21 protein-coding genes are annotated in these 20,197 nt (G+C 64.2%); 13 read left to right on the top strand and 8 right to left on the bottom strand.

Annotation, left to right across the window (positions count from 1 at the left end; genetic code table 11):
* Window positions 1–114 precede the first annotated feature (114 nt).
* From RIN79_RS02120 to RIN79_RS02110, 3 genes are all read right to left on the bottom strand, one after another.
* Window positions 115–852, bottom strand: coding sequence for a GntR family transcriptional regulator (locus tag RIN79_RS02120; protein WP_309082961.1), 738 nt, complete (start codon window positions 850–852; stop codon window positions 115–117).
* A gap of 85 nt (window positions 853–937) precedes the next feature.
* On the bottom strand, window positions 938–1,936 hold the full coding sequence (locus RIN79_RS02115) for a Gfo/Idh/MocA family oxidoreductase (protein WP_309082960.1): 999 nt from the start codon (window positions 1,934–1,936) through the stop codon (window positions 938–940).
* Window positions 1,933–2,718 (bottom strand): creatininase family protein, encoded by a 786-nt coding sequence (locus RIN79_RS02110; protein ID WP_309082959.1) that lies wholly within the window; start codon window positions 2,716–2,718, stop codon window positions 1,933–1,935. The genes RIN79_RS02115 and RIN79_RS02110 overlap by 4 nt, the downstream gene beginning before the upstream one ends.
* A 287-nt stretch (window positions 2,719–3,005) precedes the next feature.
* On the opposite strand from RIN79_RS02110, the gene RIN79_RS02105 reads away from it, so the two are divergent.
* The 7 genes from RIN79_RS02105 to RIN79_RS02075 all read left to right on the top strand — a co-directional run bounded on the left by RIN79_RS02105 (window position 3,006) and on the right by RIN79_RS02075 (window position 9,814).
* Window positions 3,006–4,286, top strand: a complete 1,281-nt coding sequence (locus RIN79_RS02105; RefSeq protein ID WP_309082958.1) for a sugar ABC transporter substrate-binding protein — start codon at window positions 3,006–3,008, stop codon at window positions 4,284–4,286.
* A 77-nt stretch (window positions 4,287–4,363) separates the two neighbouring features.
* Window positions 4,364–5,245 (top strand): sugar ABC transporter permease, encoded by an 882-nt coding sequence (locus RIN79_RS02100; RefSeq protein ID WP_309082957.1) that lies wholly within the window; start codon window positions 4,364–4,366, stop codon window positions 5,243–5,245.
* A complete protein-coding gene (locus RIN79_RS02095) occupies window positions 5,245–6,132 on the top strand; it encodes a carbohydrate ABC transporter permease (RefSeq protein WP_309082956.1) in 888 nt (295 codons plus the stop codon). The genes RIN79_RS02100 and RIN79_RS02095 overlap by 1 nt, the downstream gene beginning before the upstream one ends.
* A 4-nt stretch (window positions 6,133–6,136) precedes the next feature.
* Complete coding sequence (locus RIN79_RS02090; protein WP_309082955.1) at window positions 6,137–6,556, top strand: RidA family protein; 420 nt, start codon at window positions 6,137–6,139, stop codon at window positions 6,554–6,556.
* 2 nt (window positions 6,557–6,558) lie between these two features.
* Window positions 6,559–7,659: an ABC transporter ATP-binding protein gene (locus RIN79_RS02085; protein WP_309082954.1), complete on the top strand. Its 1,101-nt coding sequence runs from the start codon at window positions 6,559–6,561 to the stop codon at window positions 7,657–7,659.
* Between the two features lie 316 nt (window positions 7,660–7,975).
* The gene (locus RIN79_RS02080; RefSeq protein WP_309082953.1) at window positions 7,976–9,436 is read left to right on the top strand and encodes an aldehyde dehydrogenase family protein; all 1,461 of its coding nucleotides are present in this window, start codon (window positions 7,976–7,978) and stop codon (window positions 9,434–9,436) included.
* Window positions 9,437–9,622: 186 nt separating this feature from the next.
* Window positions 9,623–9,814 carry a hypothetical protein gene (locus RIN79_RS02075; RefSeq protein WP_309082952.1) on the top strand — a complete coding sequence of 64 codons (192 nt, stop codon included), beginning with the start codon at window positions 9,623–9,625 and terminating at the stop codon, window positions 9,812–9,814.
* 115 nt (window positions 9,815–9,929) lie between these two features.
* Here RIN79_RS02075 and RIN79_RS02070 read toward each other — a convergent pair whose 3' ends face one another.
* The 5 genes from RIN79_RS02070 to RIN79_RS02050 all read right to left on the bottom strand — a co-directional run bounded on the left by RIN79_RS02070 (window position 9,930) and on the right by RIN79_RS02050 (window position 13,796).
* Window positions 9,930–10,706 (bottom strand): MBL fold metallo-hydrolase, encoded by a 777-nt coding sequence (locus RIN79_RS02070; RefSeq protein ID WP_309082951.1) that lies wholly within the window; start codon window positions 10,704–10,706, stop codon window positions 9,930–9,932.
* 138 nt (window positions 10,707–10,844) lie between these two features.
* Window positions 10,845–11,648: a DUF3618 domain-containing protein gene (locus RIN79_RS02065; protein WP_309082950.1), complete on the bottom strand. Its 804-nt coding sequence runs from the start codon at window positions 11,646–11,648 to the stop codon at window positions 10,845–10,847.
* Window positions 11,645–12,040 (bottom strand): phage holin family protein, encoded by a 396-nt coding sequence (locus RIN79_RS02060; RefSeq protein ID WP_309082949.1) that lies wholly within the window; start codon window positions 12,038–12,040, stop codon window positions 11,645–11,647. Before RIN79_RS02060 ends, RIN79_RS02065 begins: the two co-directional genes overlap by 4 nt.
* Window positions 12,030–12,605, bottom strand: a complete 576-nt coding sequence (locus RIN79_RS02055; RefSeq protein ID WP_309082948.1) for a hypothetical protein — start codon at window positions 12,603–12,605, stop codon at window positions 12,030–12,032. The genes RIN79_RS02060 and RIN79_RS02055 overlap by 11 nt, the downstream gene beginning before the upstream one ends.
* Before the next feature lie 213 nt (window positions 12,606–12,818).
* Complete coding sequence (locus RIN79_RS02050; protein ID WP_309082947.1) at window positions 12,819–13,796, bottom strand: YihY/virulence factor BrkB family protein; 978 nt, start codon at window positions 13,794–13,796, stop codon at window positions 12,819–12,821.
* Between the two features lie 260 nt (window positions 13,797–14,056).
* Here RIN79_RS02050 and RIN79_RS02045 point away from each other — a divergent pair, with 260 nt between their 5' ends.
* The 6 genes from RIN79_RS02045 to RIN79_RS02020 all read left to right on the top strand — a co-directional run bounded on the left by RIN79_RS02045 (window position 14,057) and on the right by RIN79_RS02020 (window position 20,195).
* Complete coding sequence (locus tag RIN79_RS02045) at window positions 14,057–14,542, top strand: hypothetical protein (RefSeq protein WP_309082946.1); 486 nt, start codon at window positions 14,057–14,059, stop codon at window positions 14,540–14,542.
* Window positions 14,543–14,671: 129 nt separating this feature from the next.
* Window positions 14,672–15,676: a LacI family DNA-binding transcriptional regulator gene (locus RIN79_RS02040; RefSeq protein WP_309082945.1), complete on the top strand. Its 1,005-nt coding sequence runs from the start codon at window positions 14,672–14,674 to the stop codon at window positions 15,674–15,676.
* 74 nt (window positions 15,677–15,750) lie between these two features.
* Entirely contained in the window at window positions 15,751–17,112 is a 1,362-nt protein-coding gene (locus tag RIN79_RS02035; protein ID WP_309082944.1) for a sugar ABC transporter substrate-binding protein, read from the top strand.
* A gap of 83 nt (window positions 17,113–17,195) precedes the next feature.
* Window positions 17,196–18,131, top strand: a complete 936-nt coding sequence (locus tag RIN79_RS02030; protein WP_309082943.1) for a sugar ABC transporter permease — start codon at window positions 17,196–17,198, stop codon at window positions 18,129–18,131.
* A complete protein-coding gene (locus RIN79_RS02025) occupies window positions 18,124–18,957 on the top strand; it encodes a carbohydrate ABC transporter permease (RefSeq protein WP_309082942.1) in 834 nt (277 codons plus the stop codon). Before RIN79_RS02030 ends, RIN79_RS02025 begins: the two co-directional genes overlap by 8 nt.
* A gap of 23 nt (window positions 18,958–18,980) precedes the next feature.
* On the top strand, window positions 18,981–20,195 hold the full coding sequence (locus RIN79_RS02020) for a DUF2961 domain-containing protein (RefSeq protein WP_309082941.1): 1,215 nt from the start codon (window positions 18,981–18,983) through the stop codon (window positions 20,193–20,195).
* Window positions 20,196–20,197: the final 2 nt, after the last annotated feature.

Below are 20,197 nucleotides of genomic sequence, written 5' to 3'. Positions count from 1 at the left end.
CATGTTAATTAGCCGCGCGGAAGAGGCGGAGGTCCTTCCAGGTGAGCCGCGACCGTGCGTGGTCAGGCGTCGCGCTCACCGGTCGAGGAAGGCACGGCAGCGGCGTTCGGCTTCCTACTGCCATATGTTGATGGTGGCCAGGGTGCGCATCAGGTGGTCGGACAGCAGGCTTTCGGCGAGCTTGCCGTCGCGCGCGGCGATAGCCTCGACAATGGCCGAGAGGTCCTTGTGGGTCTGGGTGCGCACGGGCTGCGGGGCGGGCTTGTCGGTCTCGCGCCCGTCGAAGGCGACGGCGCGGCGGTCGGCCAAGATGCTCTCCATGATCTGCATCAGGAAGCGGTTCTTGGTGGCGGAAAACATCTGCTCGTGCAGTCCATAGATGCTTTCCTTGAAGTCGCGCCAGGTCGGCGCGTCCAGGATGTTCTTCAAAATCTGCCGCATGGCGGCGATGTCGTTCTCCTCCGCGCGGCTCACCACCAGCTGCATCATGGCGGGCTCGAAGAGCAGCCGCCCCTCGACGATCTCGATGAAGGAGGGCACGCTGTCGTGGTCGTCAGCGTCGGTCTGGTCCATGCGCTCGAAGACGTGGTCGGCGTCCTCGGTGAGGAAGGTGCCGGCGCCGACGCGCCGCGTAACCAGACCCTCGCGCTCCATGATGGCAAGCGCGGTGCGCACCGCCGTGCGGCTGGTGTTCAGCTGGCTTGCAAGCTCGCGCTCGTTGGGCAGCTTCGAACCCGGCACCATGATGCCCTCGCGGATGGACCGGAGCAGCGCCCGGTAGACCAGCGAGGGGGTGGCCCTCTCGTTGGAAGTCACCACATTGAGTTCGAGGGGACGGGCGGCGGTGTTCATGATTCGATTGGCGTGGGCACGAGGATGCGGCTGAGAAACCCTGTCTTGTGCGGGAAGTCAACCATTCCGGAGCAATCCTGGCTGTTCAGCGCTCGACCTCCACCGGCTGGCCCGTGCGGGCGGACAAGGCAAGCGCATCAAGCACGGGAATGGCGTCAAAAGCTTCCCGCCAGGGCTGGAGATAGGGCGTGCCGGCGCGGGTGGCCGTGACGAAATGGTCGAGCTCGTCGGCAAGGTCGCCGGTGATGCGGCCATTGATCTCCGGCCACAGATGCGTGTCGCCGCCGGTCGTGCCGCTGTCGAGCACCGTATAAAAACCCTGATCCGTGCAGTCGAGATAGGCCGCGGCCCTGGTGCCGACGATTTCCAGCGCCGCGCGGTAGCCGTTCATCAGCCCGTCCGGCCAGGCCCAGCTGTAGTCGATGCTGCCGATGGCGCCATTCTCGAAATTCACCACCGCATAGAGCGCGTCCTCGTTGCCGGTTCCGAGCACCTCGCGCTTCTGCGCGTAGACGCGGGAAATCCTCGACCTGGCGATCCACTGCATCGCGTCCACGTCATGCACGCCCATATAGAAGAGGATAGAGCTTGCCGGCCCCAGCCGCCGGGCGGTGGAGCGGATGCCGTTGCGCTTGGCGCGCAGATGGATGGGCTGGCCGAGCCGCTCGGGCGCGGCCGCTTCGTAGACCTGCACATAGCGCGGATCGAAACGCAGGATGTGGCCGACCATCAGCCTTGCGCCGCATTCTTCGATAGCCGCCGCGATGCGGCGCGCCGTAGGCGCATCATGGGCCATCGGCTTCTCGAGCAGGATGGCTTTGCCGGCGCGGGCGGCGGCGATCGCGGCTTCCTCGTGAAGCCGGTCGGGCAGGCATATGCTGACCGCCTCGATGTCGGGGCGGGCGAGGAGCGCCGTCATGTCCGTGCAGGACTCGGCCCCGGTGGCCTTCGCAACCGCGCTGGCCGCATCGGCGTTCCTGTCGCAGACGGCGACGAGCTCGGCCGCCGCATGCTGCGCATAGATGCGGGCATGGCGCGTCCCGAAATAGCCAAGACCGATGACCCCAACCCTCAGCTGCTTCATATCTTGCTGCCCCCCGCGACCGGCCATCTGGCAAAATCCTCAAGGAACCGCACCAGCACATCCGTGCAGGCGGCGAAGAACCGTTCGCCCTGCTCCGGGCTGGCGAGGCTTGGGTCGCCGAAGGTGCCGGTGGGAGACAGGTCGGCGAAATCGAGATATGTGCTGACGCGGCTGCCCTCGACGAGGTCGGTCGAAAGATAGGGCGTGCCCGTTTCGGGGTAGATGGAAGCTGCCCGGTCGAGCCGGACGAGACCGGGCCGCAGATGCTGCATCATCGCCGTCTCGAATTCGCAAGCATGGCCGGTGCCGCCTTTCTCCGACTTGCGCAGTTGCGCGATCTCGGCGGCCGCAAGGTGGAAATAGGTGAGGCCGGCAATGCGGGCTTTTCCGTAGTAATCCTCGCCGAGCGAGGTCGCCATTACGCCCACGAGATTGGCGTTGCCGCCATGGCCGTTGACGATGACGATGCGGCGGAAGCCGTGGCGAACCAGGCTGCCGACTATATCCGCGACAAGGGCGCGCAGCGTATCCGGCCTCAGCGTGATGCTTCCGGGGAAGCGCATGTGGTGCGGGGAATAGCCGTACCAGGGAGACGGGAGCACCAGGATATTCGGCGCAAGCTGCTCAGCCGCGGCAAGGCACAAGCCCTCGGCCAGCATCGTGTCGGTACCGAGCGGCATGTGATTTCCGTGCTGCTCCACGGAGCCGATCGGCAGGAGGAGCACGGTCTTGTCCCGGTCGAGGGCACCGATTTCGGGCGAGGTTAGGTCTTCAAAGCGCATGCCAGGCTCTCCGTACCCATAGGACGTTTTCTTTCATCCGCCGCCGAGCTGTTTCACCCGTATGAGTGAACGCGAGCGATCTGATTGACTTTTGCCCCTGAACATCGCCGCACCCTTGCACGTATAGGAAGTGGTGCCAATCCGGACAGCCGTTCCAACCTCCTAGTACTCCATAACGGTTGCAATTGATTTAGAATGGTCACTATAGTGCAGTCTCCGGACGCGGTGTCAACGACCTCTGCCGCAGCCGGACGTGCCGCCGAGGGTGAGCCAAAGGAGGGAGATCCATGTCACTGAAGAAATTCGCCGCAGCCACCGCGCTCCTTGGCGCGGCTTGGGCCGCGCAGCCGGCATTCGCGCAGGATATCACGCTGGAATTCGTCGTCTGGAACTATGCGCTCGACACGATCCAGGACAATGTGAAGAAGTTCGAGGAGGCCAATCCCGGCATCAAGGTCAACGTGACCGACTATACCTGGCCGGACTATCAGGACAGCCTGGTGCTGCGTTTCCGCGGCGGCACGCAGACCGACGTGCTCTATGGCGGTCAGGATTGGTTGCCCGCCTGGGCCTCGGCCGGCTGGCTGGCGCCGCTGGAGGAGATCGCGCCGGAAGGCATGATCGACACGCTGACCAAAGAGATGGCTGGCTTTGCGCTCTCCGACGTGACCTATGGGGAGAAGGTCTACGGCCTACCCTATTACGCCGACACGATCTCCTTCCTCTACAACAAGAATCTTCTCGATGAGCACGGCATCGCGGTGCCGCAGAGCTGGGAAGACGTGATGGCGGCGTCGGAGAAGCTGAAGGCGGCGGGCATCGACCGGCCCATCGTCTATGAGTACAATCAGGAATTGCCGAATTTCTTCGACGCCTTCGTGGCGCAGGTCTATGGGCGCGGCGGCGAGCTCTTCGACAAGGACCTGAACGCCGTCTTCGACCAGCCCGACAATGCGGCCTACAAGCATCTGGAATGGCTGCGCGAGGCCTTCGAGAAGGAACTGGTGCAGCCGGAAAACCACGAATCCAACATCATCACGACGATGAACACGGGCAAGCATGCCTTCACCATCGTCTACAACTACGTGCTCGCCGCAATGAACAATGCAGGGGAGCAGCCGCTTGCCGGGCAGTTCGCGCTGGCGCCGATGCCGGGCGAGGCGCATTCGACCCTCGGCTTCGCCAAGTTCTATGCCGTCACCGCCACCACCGCGCAGGATCCGCAGAGGGCCGAGGCCGCCTGGAAGTTCATCAACTTCATGGCCGGGCAACCCTATGACGTGGCCAAGCGCTGGGCGGTGGAGAATGGGCTCGGCTTCGGCCAGTTGCCGCTTCTCCAGGATCCGGAAGTGAAGGAGGCCTGGGGCAAGTGGGTCGACATGGATGTGCTCGCCAAGCAGATCGAGAATGCGAGGCCCGGCACCTGGACCGAGTGGACCGCCGTCTGGTCGGCCTATTTCCGGCCGCTCCTCGCCAGCGCCATTGTCGGCGAGATCCCCGTCGAACAGGCAATGCGCGACGGCGCGGAGCGCTGGAACATGCTGCGCGAGCAATTCGCCAGCCGCTAGGCCGGCATGGGTGGGGCGGCGCGCGCGATCCGCCTCACCTCCCTCTTCGTCTCCACCTCTCAGGACGTCACGCCTCCATGTGGACGATCAGACGCTATCCGCTGCTGTGGCTGCTGCCCGCGCTCCTTCCGGTCGCGGCGTTCATCGTCTATCCGGTCGCCTATGCCTTCTGGACCAGCCTGCATGGCGTGATGCTGCTGTTTCCCGGCGAGCCCTTTGTCGGCCTCGACAACTACAAGCGCGTGCTTTCCTCCGGCTATTTCAGGACCGCCTTCTTGAATTCGGTCGTGTTCATGGCTTTGGCCGCGCCTCTGGTGGTGATCCTCGGCGTTTCCGTCGCGCTGTTCCTGCAGCGGCGGTTCGCCGGCTCCATGATCGTGCGATCGGTGGTGCTCCTGCCATGGGTGCTCCCTGGCGCCATAAGCGCGGTGCTCTGGATCTGGGTTTTCCACCCGAGCTTTGGAATCATCAACGGCTTGCTCGAATGGGCGGGCGCCATAAACGCTCCCATCCAATGGCTCAACACGCCGACGCTCGCCTTCGCCTGCGTCCTCGTTGCCCATATCTGGACGCAGATCCCCTTCGCTGTGGTGCTAACCATGGCGGCGCTCGCGGCCATCAATGCCGAGACGCTCGAGGCGGCAACGATCGACTGCCGCAGCGGCTGGAAGCGCTTCTGGCATGTGATCTTTCCAGAGATCAAGGCGATGGTGGTCGTGCTCATCGTCTATAACGCGCTCGTAGCCTTCACGACCTACGATCTCGTCTATGCCATGACGGGCGGCGGGCCGGGCACGGCGACCACGCTGCTCGCGTTCCAGATCTGGCGTGAGAGCTTTGCCATGTATGATTTCGGCGCGGGGTCGGCGCTCGCCTTCGTCATGGTCGCGGTAGCGGGGCTCCTCATCGTGCTGATCACCCGGGCGCTGCCCTCCGACCTCTTCGAGGAGCGCCCGTGATGGCCCGGCGGGGAAGCCGACTTTCCACCGCCCTGATCGCCGGGCTCATCCTGCTGTTCACCGGCGGGCCGGTGCTGCTGGCCTTCTACGGCAGCGTCGTTCCGGACCGGATCCTGCTCGACCCGAACATCTCCATCCTCGATCACGGCCTTTCCTTCGAAACCTACCGCTATGTCTTCACGGGCGAGCTGCCTGCCTCCTATCTCCTGGAGGGCGCCAACCGCTCCATGATCTCCGATGCCGCCCGCCAGGTGCCGCAGAGCCTGTGGAACTCCACGCGCATCGCGCTCGCCGCCATGGCGCTCAACATATTGCTCGGCGCGCCGGCGGCCTACGTCTTCGCCCGCTATGCCTTCCCGGGCAAGAAGGCGAGCTTCATGTTCATCATCCTGTCGCCGCTCGTTCCAACCACGGCGCTGGTCGTGCCCATCTACATGCTCATGCAGTCGCTGGGGCTGATCGGCTCCATCTACGGCATCATCCTCGTCCATACCGCTCAGGCGCTGCCTTTCACGGTGCTGATCCTGTCGGTCTTCTTCCGGAAGATCCCGGCAGAGCTCTTCGAGGCGGCCGTGCTCGACCGCTGCACCGGCTTGCAGGGCTTCCTCCGCATAGCCCTGCCGCTGGCGCTGCCCTCCATCGGGGCGACGGGGCTCTTCGCCTTCATGCTTTCCTATTCCGAATACATCTTCTCGCTGGTGCTTTCGGGCGAGGCGCGCTCGCGCCCCGTATCCGTGGTGATGGCGGCGCTTGCGCGCAACACCGACGTGTCCTGGAGCCTGCTCAACACCAGCATCTTCATCGCCATCATTCCCTCGCTCGTTCTTGTCGTGCTGGTCTGGCGCTTCGTCGTGGAAGGCCTGCTCGCCGGCTCGGTGAAAGGCTGAACCAATGGACGCTAAACGTGAAGAAGGCCCCCAGCCGTTGAAGCGCCTGCCGGCCGGCGCGGTGCAGCACAGCACCGCCGGGCCTTATTCGCCGGTCCTGGAGATCGATGCCCGCCGGCTGGTCGTCATATCTGGCCAGGTAGCGGTGGACATGGAAGGGCGGGTGATCGGCGCCACAATCGAGGAGCAGGCGCGCGCCACGCTCGACAATTGCGCGAGGCAGCTCGCCACTGCCGGCTGCGGCCTGGCGGACGTCTTCAAGGCGAACATCTATCTTGCCGATCTTGCCGACTGGGAGCGCTTCAACGCCGTCTACGAGGCGATGTTGCCGGAGCCCCGCCCCGTGAGAACGGCGGTGCAGGCCATTCTCCTTCCGGGCTTCCTCGTCGAGATCGAAATGTGGGCCGTGAAGGGCGGGCAGTAAGAATGGCATCGGTCGAGCTCAGCGGGGTCTGCAAGAATTTCGGGGCGGTCGAGGCGGTGTGCGACGTCTCGCTTTCCATCAAGGACCGCGAATTCGTCGTCTTCGTCGGCCCGTCCGGCTGCGGGAAATCGACCCTTCTGCGGATGATCGCGGGGCTGGAGGAGATCACGTCAGGCGAACTCAGGATTGGCGGCAAGCGCATGAACGATGTGCCCGCCGCCGACCGGGGTATCGCCATGGTATTCCAGTCCTACGCGCTCTACCCGCACATGACCGTGGCCGAGAACATGGGTTTCGGCCTCAAAATGTCGGGTGTGCCGAAGGAGGAGGTGAGGGCGAAGGTCGCCCAGGCCGCCGCGGTGCTGCAGATCGAGGAGTTGCTCGACCGCAAGCCACGCGCACTCTCGGGCGGGCAGCGCCAGCGCGTCGCCATCGGCCGGGCCATCACTCGCAATCCCGGCGTCTTCCTGTTCGATGAGCCGCTCTCAAACCTCGATGCAGGCCTGCGCGCGCAGATGCGCATCGAGATCGCGCGGCTCCATGCCGAGCTCGATGCGACGATGATCTATGTCACCCACGACCAGGTGGAGGCGATGACGCTCGCCGACCGCATCGTGGTCATGAACAAGGGTCGCGTGGAACAGCAGGGCTCGCCTCTCGATCTCTACGAGCGCCCCGACAACATGTTCGTGGCGAGCTTTCTGGGCCAGCCTAGGATCAATTTCATCCAGGTCAGGGCTGAGAGCAGGGAAGGCATGGCGGTCCTCCGCCTCGGAGCCGGCGACCAGGTGCCGCTCCCGCCGGCGCTGTCGGCGGCGGTGGAGCCCGGCGCGGCGCTGACGCTGGGCATCCGTCCCGACGCGGTCGGCCTTTCAGGCGAGGCGGCGGACGGGAGCGTCGCCGGCAGTATCGAACTCGTTGAACATCTGGGCAGCGAGACGCTCATCCATGTCCGCCTGCCCGAAATGGTCGGCCTGACGACGGTCACCATGCCGGGCAAGGGACGGGTCGAGCGCGGCGCCGCTTGCTGGCTCACCTTCGATCCGGAACAGATCCTTCTCTTCGATGCGGGCGGAACGCGGCTCAAGCCGGGTGCGGCCTGAGCCCATCGGGTCTCCGCCGGTTGATGAGGCCCAACGCCGGATCGCCTGGGTCCGGCGACTGCCGCGAGAAGAATCCGCCGCCGTGCCGACAAAAGCAGTTGCGGCCGCTCACGCGGTGAATAACAATCGCAAGCAGTAAGGTGCCCTAATTATCATCGCGATGAGAAGGGCAGAGGTGTGAATCCGCCTCACGCAGGCCGGAGGGAGGTCGAGTTTATCGCATAGGCGTGGCGCCCGCGCGATTTCGGCCGGCGAGGCGTCGTATCCACAAGCAAAGGAGATCGGCGGCAGCGCCGCAACAGGAGGAGAAGCTGAAATGGCACGCGTATTCGAAGGAATGTATATCGGCGGCGGCTGGGCCCCGGCAGGCGGTACGTTCAAGGACCTGAACCCGGCCGACGGTTCTGTCTGGGCCGAGGTGCCGGATTCCGGCAAGGCCGAAGCAACGGCGGCGGTGGAGGCCGCGCATGCCGCGTTCCCCGAATGGTCGGCGCTGCCCTTTTCCAAGCGCGCCCATGTGATCCACAAAGCGGCGGAGATCTGGGAAAAGCGCCGTATGGAAATTGTCGAGGCGCTGCAGGCCGAGGGCGGCGGCTGGTTCGGCAAGGGCATGTTCGAGACCGGCTATGTCACGGAAATCTTCCATGCGGCCGCCGCCTCCGTCTGGCAGCCGACGGGCGAGGTGCTGCCCTCCGAATACGGCAAGGTATCCATGGCCGTCCGGCGGCCGATGGGCGTCATCTCCGTCATCAGCCCGTGGAATTTTCCCTGCATCCTGACAGGGCGCGGCTTCCTCTTCGCGCTCGCGGCGGGCAACACGATCGTCCTGAAGCCGTCGGAGGAGACGCCCTATACGGGCGGCTTGCTCTTCGCGGAAATCTTTGAGGAGGCGGGGCTTCCCAAGGGCGTTCTCAATGTCATCACCTGCTCGCGCGATCACGTCCAGGAGGTCGGCGACGTGCTGATCGAGCATCCTCTTGTGAAGGGCATCTCCTTCACCGGGTCCACCGCCGTGGGCCGGCAGGTGGCCGCGAAGGCGGCGGCGCATCTGAAGAAGTTCTGCATGGAGCTGGGCGGCAAGGACTCGCTCATCGTCTGCGAGGACGCCGACATGGAGCGGGCGACGCAGGCCGCCAATTTCGGCTCCTTCATGCACCAGGGGCAGATCTGCATGTCCGTCGAGAAGGTGCTCGTCCATGAGAAGATCTACGACGACTTCCTGAACAGGTTCGTGGAGCGCGCGAGCCGCCTCAAGGTGGGCGATCCCACCAAGAGCAAGGAACACATCATCGGCCCGCTCATCAACGACAAGCAGGCCGGCAAGGTGAAGGACCAGCTCGAGGATGCGATCGCCAAGGGCGCCAAGGTGGTGCTGGGCGGCAAGGTCGACGGCCGGTATATCGAGCCGACGATCCTCACCGGCGTCACGCCGGAGATGAAGCTCTACCAGGAGGAGACCTTCGGCCCAGTGGTCCCCGTCATTCCCTTCCGGACCGACGAGGAGGCGATCGCCATCGCCAACGATACCGAGTACGGGCTCTCGGCCGGCGTCATGACGCGCGACGAGGCGAGGGGGCTTGCCATCGCCAACCGCCTGGACACGGGCAACTGCCACATCAACTGCTCGTCGGTGAACGACGAGCCGCATGTGCCCTTCGGCGGCTTCAAGGCGTCGGGCGTCGGCAAGCATGGCGGCCGCTGGTCGCTCGAGACCTTCACCGAGACGCGCTGGGTCACGCTTGACCGCGGCGGGCGTCCCTATCCGCCGATGTTCTGATTGGCGGCTGATCAGGCATTGCGGACGGGCTGGCCGCGATGCCGCAAGCGGGCACGGGCGGTAAACTTCACATACGTGAAATTGTGGACGGAATTTCAGAATATGCTAATTTAATATGTGAAGGACCGGGCTGGGGAGGGTGCTGGTTAGCTCGCGCCGGGGTTCCGCGAGCTGCTCGATGCGGCCGTGGCGACGACGGGCAGGGGGGAGCGCAAGCAGGCCTTCGCCAAGCTCCAGCGCTTTGTGGTCGAGCAGGCCCTCCACCTGCCGCAGTATACGTCTTCAGCGATGTCCATCGAGACGCCGAGGGTGAAGGATTTCGTCTTCGGCGTGTTGCATTCGCCGAAATTCCACCGCGTGTGGCTGGAGGAGGCATGATGTGCGGCTAGACGGGGGGATCGCCCCCGGACGGTTAGCGCGGGCTGAAGTCGATTTCTAACGGGCATGGTTCGGCGCCGGTCGAACCATCCTCGGAGCAGTCGCCCGGCTTCGATCACTCATACCAGGGGCCCAGCACCACTTTAGTATCCCCGCCCGCCTCAGCCACCTTCGCGGCAAATGCTTCAGGGTCACTGCCGCGGTAGTGATAGGGATAGACGAAGGCGGGCTTGAACTCGGCGACCGCGGAGCTCGCCTGATCCGCATCCATCGTATAGGGCAGGTTCATCGGCACGAATGCGATGTAGATGTCGGAGAGGGCGCGCATCTCCGGTATATCCTCTGTATCGCCCGCAATATAGATGCGGCGGCCGTCGATCGAGAGGATATAGCCGTTGTCCCGCCCCTTGGGGTGATATTGCAGGCGGTCCGGCGTGGTGTTGTAGGCGGGGATCGCCTCGATCTGCAGGTCGCCAACCGCCGTGGTCTCTCCATTGGCTATCGCCGAGGCCTTTTCCTTGAGTTCGGGCGGCAGCTTCTCCAACACGGCCGGGTTGGTGACCAGCCGGGTCTGGTCGGCGACGATGGCGGTGAGCGTTTCGGGATCAAAGTGGTCGCCGTGCTCGTGCGTGATGAGAATGAGATCCGGTGCCGGATGGCCCTCATAGGCCGCGGCCCCGCCGACCGGGTCCACATAGATGACCATGTCCGGCACGGTCATCACGAAGGAGGCGTGGGAGATGGGATGGATGGTGATCTTGCCGCTATCCGTGTCGTAGCTGTCGCCCGCCTCCCCTTGGGCACGCGCGGAGAACGGCATCATCACCGAGGTGCCAAGCCCAGCCATAGCGGCAAGGCCCAGCTGCAGCGACCGGCGTCGGGTCATCTTCATCAGAACCTCCGTGTCTTAATCGCGATGGACGTACTGAAAATGCCGCAAATCAAAGCCCCGGTCCAGTTCGGGACGGACGGCGGGCAATAGGGAAGAGCGCATGAATATATGCGCCCGTTCCCATGCCGACATCGAACTTTACCTGCCAGCTTCGTCCTGCTTCTCCTCGTCTCCCTCCGTTTGGAACGCGGCGGACGCTGCCTCCTTTGCCCGTTCGATGCCGCTGCTCACCTTTTCCGTCACGCTCTCGCGAACAGCCGCTCCATAGGGAGCGAGCGTATCCTCCTCGATCCTGGTTCTCGGCAACATGGCGCCGATGGCAGCCCCCACGGCGACGCCCAGCGCGCCGATGATCAGAGGTTCCTGCTCGAGCGTGTCGCGGAACATGCGCTGGGCCTGGCTGCCGCCGGAGGCCAGGCGCGAGGCGGCCCCGTGGCCGGCCGCGCCCATCCTGTGGCCCGCCGAGCGTGCCCCTTCGGCGGCCGAGCGGAAGGTGGAGGACACGGAGGATCCAGCGTCAGAGAGAGCAGATGCTCCCCGTCCGAAGACGGAATCGCCTCCCTCGTCGCCGCCGGTGAGTTCGCCTGGCGTCATTCCCAGGCCAGACCCTTGCAGATCCGGGTCGGCCGACCAGGGCTCCGAACCCGAAGACGCTGTGCTGCCGCGCATTTGTTCGGCCAGGGTGCCGGCCTTCGGGCCGCCACCCATGAAAAGCCAGGCGAGGCCCACGCCGACAAGGGCAAGTGGCAGGGGGTTGTCACGGACCTGCGTCTTCAGATTCTCGAGTGCGACCGAGCCGTCGGAATTCTTGAAATAGTTTCCCAACTCATCGATGAGCTGGCCGGGCGAGAGTTTATGCTGAAGCGTTTCTGCCGTCTCGGTCATCCTGGCGCGGACGGCTTCGGCCTCGCGCGCCAGCTCTGCTGAGGATTTCTGTGTCATCGCATCTGCTCCTTCACTGCCCGCGCGTCGCGGCCGAGCTGATCCTGGGTCCGTTCCGGCGTGAGATTGGCCGTGGACATGTTGGAACTTCCGGTTCGCACCAGGATCGCCCCGAGAATGGCCACCACGACGCCTACCAGGAGCGATGCCCAGCCCACTCCGAGACCGAGTTCCGCAAGCGCCAGCACCAGCGCCTGCAGGAGGATGAGCAGCGCTGCGAGAAGGCAGATGCTCCCGGCGACAACCTCGATCGCGCCGTTCCTGACCTGGCCAACCTTCTCGGACATTTCGGTGCGCAGAAGCTCAAACTCCGTCCGGACGAGCCGGCTCGCCTGGTCGGTCAGATCGGAGATGAGGGTGGTAATTCCGCGAGGATCTTCGTTAGAGCTCATCGGTTCCTCCCGGGGTCTGGCTGAAATTCGGCTGCGGCGAGAAGGGTGCGGCCGGGCGGCTTGCCGGCTCGGGATAGGTCGGCGGGCTTTCTGCAGGTTCGGGATAGGTCGGCTGGTTGCCTGCCGGTTCTGGGTGACTGCTCGAGCTTGTCGCCGGCATGGCGCTTTGCGCAAACCGGCCGAGCGCGATGCCCACCAGGACGGAGCCCATCATGAAAGCGCCGGGATGTTCGCGGCCAAAACGCCGCACATCGCCAACGATGTCCTCCAACCGCTTCTGGCTGATCGCGGTCGAGAGCTGCTCCAGACCGCCGGCAGCTTGGCTCAGCAGCTGTGCCGCCGGCCCTTCATCCTTGGCGGCGAGCTCGTCGCCGGCCTTGCGGACGGCTTCGGCAAAGGCGCCGACGGTTTCGGAAGTCTTGCGCCGAGCGGAGTCGATCTGATCGCCGGCTTGGCGCCGCGCCGCGGAGCTAAAGCTTTCGGCCGCCTCACGCGCACTATCCTGGATGCTGGGATCGCTGGCGCTCTGCTGGGAGGGCCCAGAGGGGTAGGGTGTCGTAGCCATCTTTCACTCCTATGCAAGGCCGAGGAAGGAAAGGATCGCGAGAACGACGACAACGAGCCCGATGAGGTAAATTATGGAGTTCATGGGAAGTCTCCCGGTTGAAACCGCCCCAACCTTCGGAAGCGGGCAGTGTTCCGAACCTCGGCAAAGAGTCTGAAGCCGGCCCGGCGCCGGAAGCCCCCGACGCTCGGCTTCGTGTGACGAGCAACGCACTCAAGAATCAGCAGGTTTTCCGAGCGTGTCCGCAACCATCGCCCCCCGCTCGCCCATCGGCTGAGCAGGACCGGTGGTGGAGTCGATGGCGGTCTGGTGCTCGATCTCGGCATTCAGCTCGGCCCCGACGATCAGGATCGACACTGAAATCCAGGTCCACATCATCAGTCCTATGACGGCGCCCAACGAGCCATAGGTGGCGTTGTAGTCGGCAAAATTCTGCAGATAGAAGGAGAATGCTGAGGAAGCGGCGATCCAGACCAGTGCGGCGATCGTGGAGCCCCAGGTAAGCCAGCGCCACTTTGCGTGGGCCCGGCTCGGGCCAAAGCGATAGAGCAAGGAGATTCCCGTGATGATCGCAAGCAGAAGGACGGGCCAGCGGAAGAGCGATATCAGCGTCTCTGACCAAGCACCGAGATGGAGCAATGCGAGAACCGCGGGCACCACCCCAACCGCCAGTATCAGCATGATCCCGATCAGGATCGCGCAGAGGGTGAAGCAGATCGACAGCAGATTGAGCCGGAAAAAACCGCGCTTCTCGTTCTCGTCATAGGCGATGTTCATCGCCTCGAAGAGCGCCTTGACACCGCCATTGGCGCTCCAGATGGCGATTGCCAGGCCAAGAAGGAAACCCCAGCGGAGGGAGCGGTCGTCTTCGGTCGCAAGCGCCTGGAGCTGCTGACGGATGATTTCGATGGCCGGCGTTGGGAGCAGGCCGCCGAGATAGGCGACGTGGTCGGCCACAGTGACGGGATCGGCCACGAAGCCGTAGATCGAAACGAAGGCTGCAAGAGCTGGGAAGAGGGCGAGGAGAAGGTAGAATGTGACCCCGGCCGCGACCAGCAATACCCGATCCTCACCGATTTGATACCAGACACGCCACAGCACGTCCTTCCATCCGCGGCCGGGGATCTGGGAGGGCCAGCGCGCATCGCGCCCGCGGCCGTCATCTGACGGGAGCTCGGCCGAGCGGCTCATTGGACGGCACACTTTCGGCCGGAGAGGCTTTCCGTGAGAGGTTCTCTCCGGCAGCGGATCTGCCGGCCCCACCTGCCGCGCCGCATCCGACGAGGTGATGGCGAAGGGGCGAGGGCCATGCCTTTTCCGAGAAGCTTTTCCATAGCTATCCGCTAACCGCTCGATTAAAAGCTTGTTCCGAAGGGGAGGGCGGGCGCATCGACGCTGCGGCGGACGCGCCCGCTCTCCATTATCGGTTACCTTCTCATCGGGGAATTTGGATGCGACTTGCGCTTATAATTCTTGGAGGTGTTCTGCTGGGCGGCTGCGGAGCTGCGTCCGAGCCGAGCGTCCAGGAGGTCCTCTCTGTCTCGGAAGGTCTGGTGGAGGGACGGCCGAAGCCGTTCTATGTGGGCAGATGGGCAGCCAATGAGGCGCTGTGCCCGAGCGCGAGATGGGAAATCACGCAGACGGGTCTATCAACGCCCGCCCACGCCTTTTGCGGCTTCCAGCAGATCGTGAATTCTGAAGGCGTATACCAGATCGGCGCGATATGCTCGGCCGAGGGCGAAGCCGCGCAGTACCAGCTGCGCATATCGCAGGCACAATCGGCCGGCGCTGTGCTTGTGGAAGGCGGGCCCTTCGAACCTGCCGCGCTGGTGCCCTGCAGCGCCGCAGCCATCGAAGGCGCCGCAGGCGCAGCCATCACCGGCGCTGCGGGCCCGGCCGGGGACCAGACTTCGCCCGAGCTTGGTACTGGTCTTTAGCACGACCGCGGTCGGCACACCCCGCTAGGCTGCGCCACTTCCGCCGCAAACCTCAGCGAGCCGCCCTAGGCCAGGCGTGAGAGTGCAAATCGATTTGCAAATGCATTTGTGCGGCGCTAAGCTGCATTTATGAGCACGATCGCACAGGTGGCCGAGCGAGCAGGCGTTTCACGGACTACGGTGTCGCATGTGATCAACCATGCGGACCGCGTCTCGAAGTCGCTGCGCGAGCGCGTGCAAAAAGCGATCGATGAACTCGGCTATGCGCCGAACCCACAGGCCCAGAGCCTGCGCACGGGGCGCACCAACATCATTGCGATGCTTATCCCCGACATCCGCAACCCGTTCTATCCGGAACTGGTGAAGACCGCCCAGTCGGAGCTCGAGGCGGTCGGGCTCGACATGCTCATCTTCAACACGGACGTCCCCGGCGGACGGTCCGAGGAACATGGCCGAGAATATCTGCGCCAGATCGGCCGCAAGCGCGTCGACGGCCTGATTGTCGGCGACTTCGCTCTGCACGGCATGCACGATCACCTGATCGGCATCGATACGCCGACGGTCTTTATCGGCGACCTGCCGAACCAGGCAGTGGACAGCGTCAAGATCGACGATTTTGGCGGTGGATACCAGATGGGCGCGTATCTCGCGAAGAAGGGCCATCGGCGGGTGGCCAACGTGACCGGCCCATCCTTTTTCCAGGAGGCGATGGCGCGCGCGGATGGGTTCGAGCGGGGCCTTGCCGATCACGGCGCGCCGGTCGCGAGGGACCTGCGCTTCGAAGGCAGCTATCTTGCGCCTTCCGGCCGCGAGGCGGCGATCTGGTTGCTGGAGAAGCATGGCGGAAACCTGCCCTCGGCCATCTTCTTCGCCAACTATCTCATGGCGTCCGGGGCCCTTGCCGAATTCTACGACCGCGGTCTCCGCGTGCCGCAGGATATCGCGGTTGCCGTCTTCGGCGATCAGCAGCAGCTCGAATATGTGCGACCGAAACTCACCCGGGTCGGCAACAGTCCGGCTGCGCTTGCCAAGCGCGCGACGGAGATGCTGCTCGAACGGCTCGGCGGCAGGTATGACGGCCCGCCGCGCAGCGAGGTGGTGCCGTGCTTCCTGCGGGAGTTCGACACGGCCTGAGGCGGGGCGAAAGCAAAATGCGGCGGGAGGAGACCCGCCGCCAGGGATCAACAAGCGTGGTCAGGGAGGATCTGATGACCGACAGTTTCAGCAAGAACGCAAATCAAGGTGCCGGCCTCAGCCGGCGCAAGCTCCTGGCCGGCGGCGCTGCGCTGACCGCCGGCGGCCTTACCGGTTTCCCCTTCATCAACCGGATGGCGCTGCGCGCCCAGGATGCACCCCTGCAGTTCTGGCAGTTCTATGCGCCGGGCGGGCAGGTGGCGCCGCAGGTCGAATGGTTCGAGAAAGCGATTGCCGATTGGAACGACGGGCACGAGCAGAAGATCGAGCTCGTCTATGTGCCGAACTCCGAATACATCAACGGCACCAAGCTCGCGACCTCCTTCGCGTCGGGGACGGGCCCGGACATCTTCATCATCTCGCCCGGGGATTTCCTGCGCTACTACAATGGCGGTGTGCTGCACGACCTCACACCCTTCATCGACGAGGCGGCGCGCGCCGACTTCCCGGAGAGCGTGATCGCCAACCGCATGGTCGACGGCAAGATCTACGGCATCCCGATGGAGGTCGAGCCGATGGCCATGTACTATTCCATCAAGGCATTCGAGGAGGCGGGCCTCAACGAGAACGACGTGCCGAAGACCTGGGAGGAACTGCTCGAAGTCGCCCAAAAGCTGACGACGCCGGAGCGCTACGGGGTGCTCTTCGAGACCACGCCCGGTTACTACCAGAACTTCACCTGGTACCCCTTCCTGTGGCAGGGCGGGGGCGAGTTCCAGACCGTCGACGGCAAGAGCGCCTTCGATTCCCCCGCCACCGTGCAGGCGCTGAAATTCTGGCAGGACGCGATCAACAGCGGCGCGGCCCCGCGGCAGGTGCTGGGCAACGGCGCGAATGACGCCACGGCCAACCTCGGGTCCGGCTACTGCGCCATGCAGAATGTCGGCATATGGGCGATCTCGCAGCTCACCAACAATGCGCCGGATGTGCCCTTCGGCGTGTTCCGGCTGCCCACGCCGCCCAACGGCAAATATGTCACCGTGGGCGGCGGCTGGGCGTTCGTCGCGAATGCAAAGGGCAAGAACCCCGATGCTGCGGCGGAATTCTGTGCCTGGGCATTGGCTTCCATGGAGCAAGACTCGATCGACCGGGTCGTGACCTGGTGCACCAAGGCGAAATCCGACATGCCGCCGCGCAACAGTGCGCTTCAGGCGGGCGGCGACGCTTTCAACCAGGGCATCATGGGCGTGTTCTCCAAGGAGATCCATCCGGGCACGCGGGCCGAGCCGCGCGTACCACCAGAGGTCTACAAGATCATCTCCGACGCGATCCAGCAGACGCAACTGGGCGGCGCCGACCCGCAGGCGACCGCGACGGCGGCCTCGCAGCAGCTCGATGCCTTCCTCGCCTCCTATAGCGGAGCGCCCATCCTATAATTCCTCCCGGGCGGCCGTCTCCTTCGGGCTCGGCCGCCCACCCAAATCAGGCCCGCTTGCGGACCTGGGCCGAAAGGGCGGTCATGACTGATCAGGTTGCGGAGATGGGCTACGCGGCGGAACGCCGGGGCCTGTCCACCAAACATCGCGAGTGGCTGGCGGGATATCTCTTTGTCCTGCCCGATGCGCTCGGCCTTTTCGTCTTCCTGGGCGTGCCCATGGTGCTCTCGCTCGTCATCGGCTTCTTCGAGGTGGACGGGTTCGGCTCCTACCGCTTCGTGGGGCTCGCGAACTATGCGCGCATGATGAAGGACCCGCTCTTCTGGTCTTCCGCCAAGGTGACGGCGCTCTATGCGATCATGCTGGTGCCGTTGCTTTATGTCTTCGGGCTTGGTCTCGCGCTCCTCGTGCAGAAGACGAACCGCTTCAACGCGGTCATGCGGTCGATGTTCTTCGCGCCGCATATCGTCAGCCTCGTGGTGGTCGCACTGGTCTGGCAGCTGATGGCGGTGGACAAGATCGGCGTTCTCAGCCGCGCTCTGTCGGCGCTGGGACTGACCGGCGTATCGCTGCTCGGCAATCCAAGCTTCGCGCTCGTCGCGGTCGTGGCGGTCAGCCTCTGGTTCCTGATGGGCTACTATATGCTCATCTTCCTGGGCGGGCTGCAGGATATTCCGGCGCAATATTACGAGGCCGCCGAGATCGACGGCGCGGGGCCGCTACAGCGGTTCTGGCACATCACGCTGCCGCTCCTGAAGCCCACGAGCTTCTTCGTGCTGATGGTCTCGATGGTTGCGGCCGTCGCGGGCGCCCAGGCCTTCGACATCATCTATGTCATGACAAAGGGCGGGCCCGCCAATGCCACCTCGGTGCTGATCCTCTACATCTACCAGCAGGCTTTCGGATTCGGCGCCTTCGGCTATGCCGCCGCGATGGCGTCCATCCTTGTGATCACGCTGATGCTCTTGACGGCTGTCCTGTTTCTCCTCACCCGCGGCGGGCGGTTCGAGCATGAGTAGCCGTCCCGCGTCCTCTCAGGCCATCATCCTCCGTTTCATCTGGATGACCGTTGCCGCAATCCTTGCGGCGATGACGCTCTTTCCGCTCCTCTGGATGGTGTCGATCGCCTTCAAGACGCCGGCCGAGTCCTTCTCGCCGAGTCTCATCCCGACGAGGCCGACGATCGAGAACTTCATCTATGTTCTCACGGGCGTGCCCTTTGTGCGCTACATGGCCAACAGCCTCTTCGTCTCGGCTGCCGTGACCGTCGTGGCTCTGTTCTTCCACTCGATGGCAGGCTATGCGCTGGCACGGCTGCGCTTTCCCGGCCGGGAGGCGATCTTCCTCGCCATCTTCTCTACGCTGCTCGTTTCGCTGCCGGTCATCATCGTGCCGCTGTTCCTGGTGGTCAAAGCGCTGGGCATGCTGGATTCCTATGCCGGCCTGATCGTGCCGGCGATCTTCAACGCCTTCGGCATCTTCCTCCTGCGCCAATACTACCTCTCGCTGCCGCGCGAGCTGGAGGAAGCGGCCGTGATCGACGGCGCAGGCTACTGGCGCATCTATTGGAGCGTGATCCTGCCGCTCAGCCGGCCGATCCTCTCGGCGCTCACCATCCTCTTCTTCCTCGCCAACTGGAACTCCTTCCTCTGGCCGCTCACCATCACCTCCAGCCCTGATCTCTGGGTCGTGCAGGTCGGCATAGCCAACTTCAAGAGCCAGTACTCGGCTTCATGGAACTATATGATGGCGGCGTCCACCATCGTCGCGCTGCCGATGCTCATCCTGTTCCTGATCTTCCAGCGGCAGATCATGGATTCCATCAAGACCAGCGGCCTCAAATGACCCACCCATTCAAGGAGAAACCGATGACCAATGCCGGCCTGTCGCCGCTCCGGGGACTTGCGAAACTGCGGGAGGTGAAGACCCGCCGCTTTTCCAGCTATGACCGCACCGGCGGCAATGACGACCGGCTGCATATCGAGCCTGGCCAGACGGTGACTATTGCCGAGTACCACGGCGCGGGAATCGTGACGCATATCTGGGCGACGCTCGCCTGCAAGAGCGAGGATTTCCTGCGCAAGATCGTGCTCAGGGCCTATTGGGACGGAGAGGACAACCCGAGCGTCGAGACCCCGATCGGCGACTTCTTCGGCATGGGCCATGCGCGGACGCGCAATTTCTCCAGCCTGCCGGTGCAGGCGAGTCCTGAGGACGGTAAAGCGTTCAATTGCTATTTTCCAATGCCCTTCGGCTCGCACATGAAGATCACGGTCACCAACGACGCCGAGGACGACCTGCTCTTCTACTACTATGTCGACCTGGAATTGCACGAACAGCTCGAGGACGGGCTGGGCCGCTTCCATGCGCAATACCGCCAGGAGTGCCCGGAGGGCACGCCGGAGACCGGGCTCACCAACGAGCAGTATCTGTTCGGCGGCGAGAATGTCGATGGCCGGACGAACTACACGATCCTCGAGGCGGAGGGGCATGGCCACTATGTCGGCGTGCTCTACAGCGTCTATTCCCGGAGGCGCTCCGCCGAATGGGATTGGTATGGCGAAGGCGACGACATGATCTTCATCGATGGCGAGCCGGGCCTTTCCGTGCCCGATACGGTCCGCAAGCCCGATCCTCGCATCGGGCAGCGTGCGGCGCTCGTCGAGGATCGTCCGGAAAGCCGTCCCGGCGCCAATGACGCTTGGCCACCCACCCTGCACGGCACCGGTACGGAAGATTACTTCAACACCGCCTGGTGTCCGACGCAGGACTATAGCGGCCCCTATCACGGCATCATCGCCGCGGGCGGGCCGAACTGGACGGAGCCGGTCACCCTTTACCGCTGGCACATCGAGGACCCGGTGGTCTTCCGCAAGAACATCCGGGTGACGATCGAGCACGGTCATGCCAACCGCCGCTCCGATGACATCTCCTCCGTCGCCTTCTGGTACCAGGCCGAGCCGCACAAGCCCTTCGGGAAGCTGCCGGAGGCGAAGGACCGGCTGCCGACCTTCCGCCGGCCCTTCCAGAACTGGGACGCTGCGGCCGCCAAGGCGCGGAGCGAAAAACCTTCTTCGCGCTAAGC

Source organism: Chelativorans sp. (genome assembly GCF_031180965.1).
In the GTDB taxonomy this organism is placed as follows: domain Bacteria; phylum Pseudomonadota; class Alphaproteobacteria; order Rhizobiales; family Rhizobiaceae; genus Chelativorans.
The sequence above is the reverse complement of the archived record's forward strand: the minus strand, read 5'-3'. Positions and strand labels throughout refer to the sequence as shown.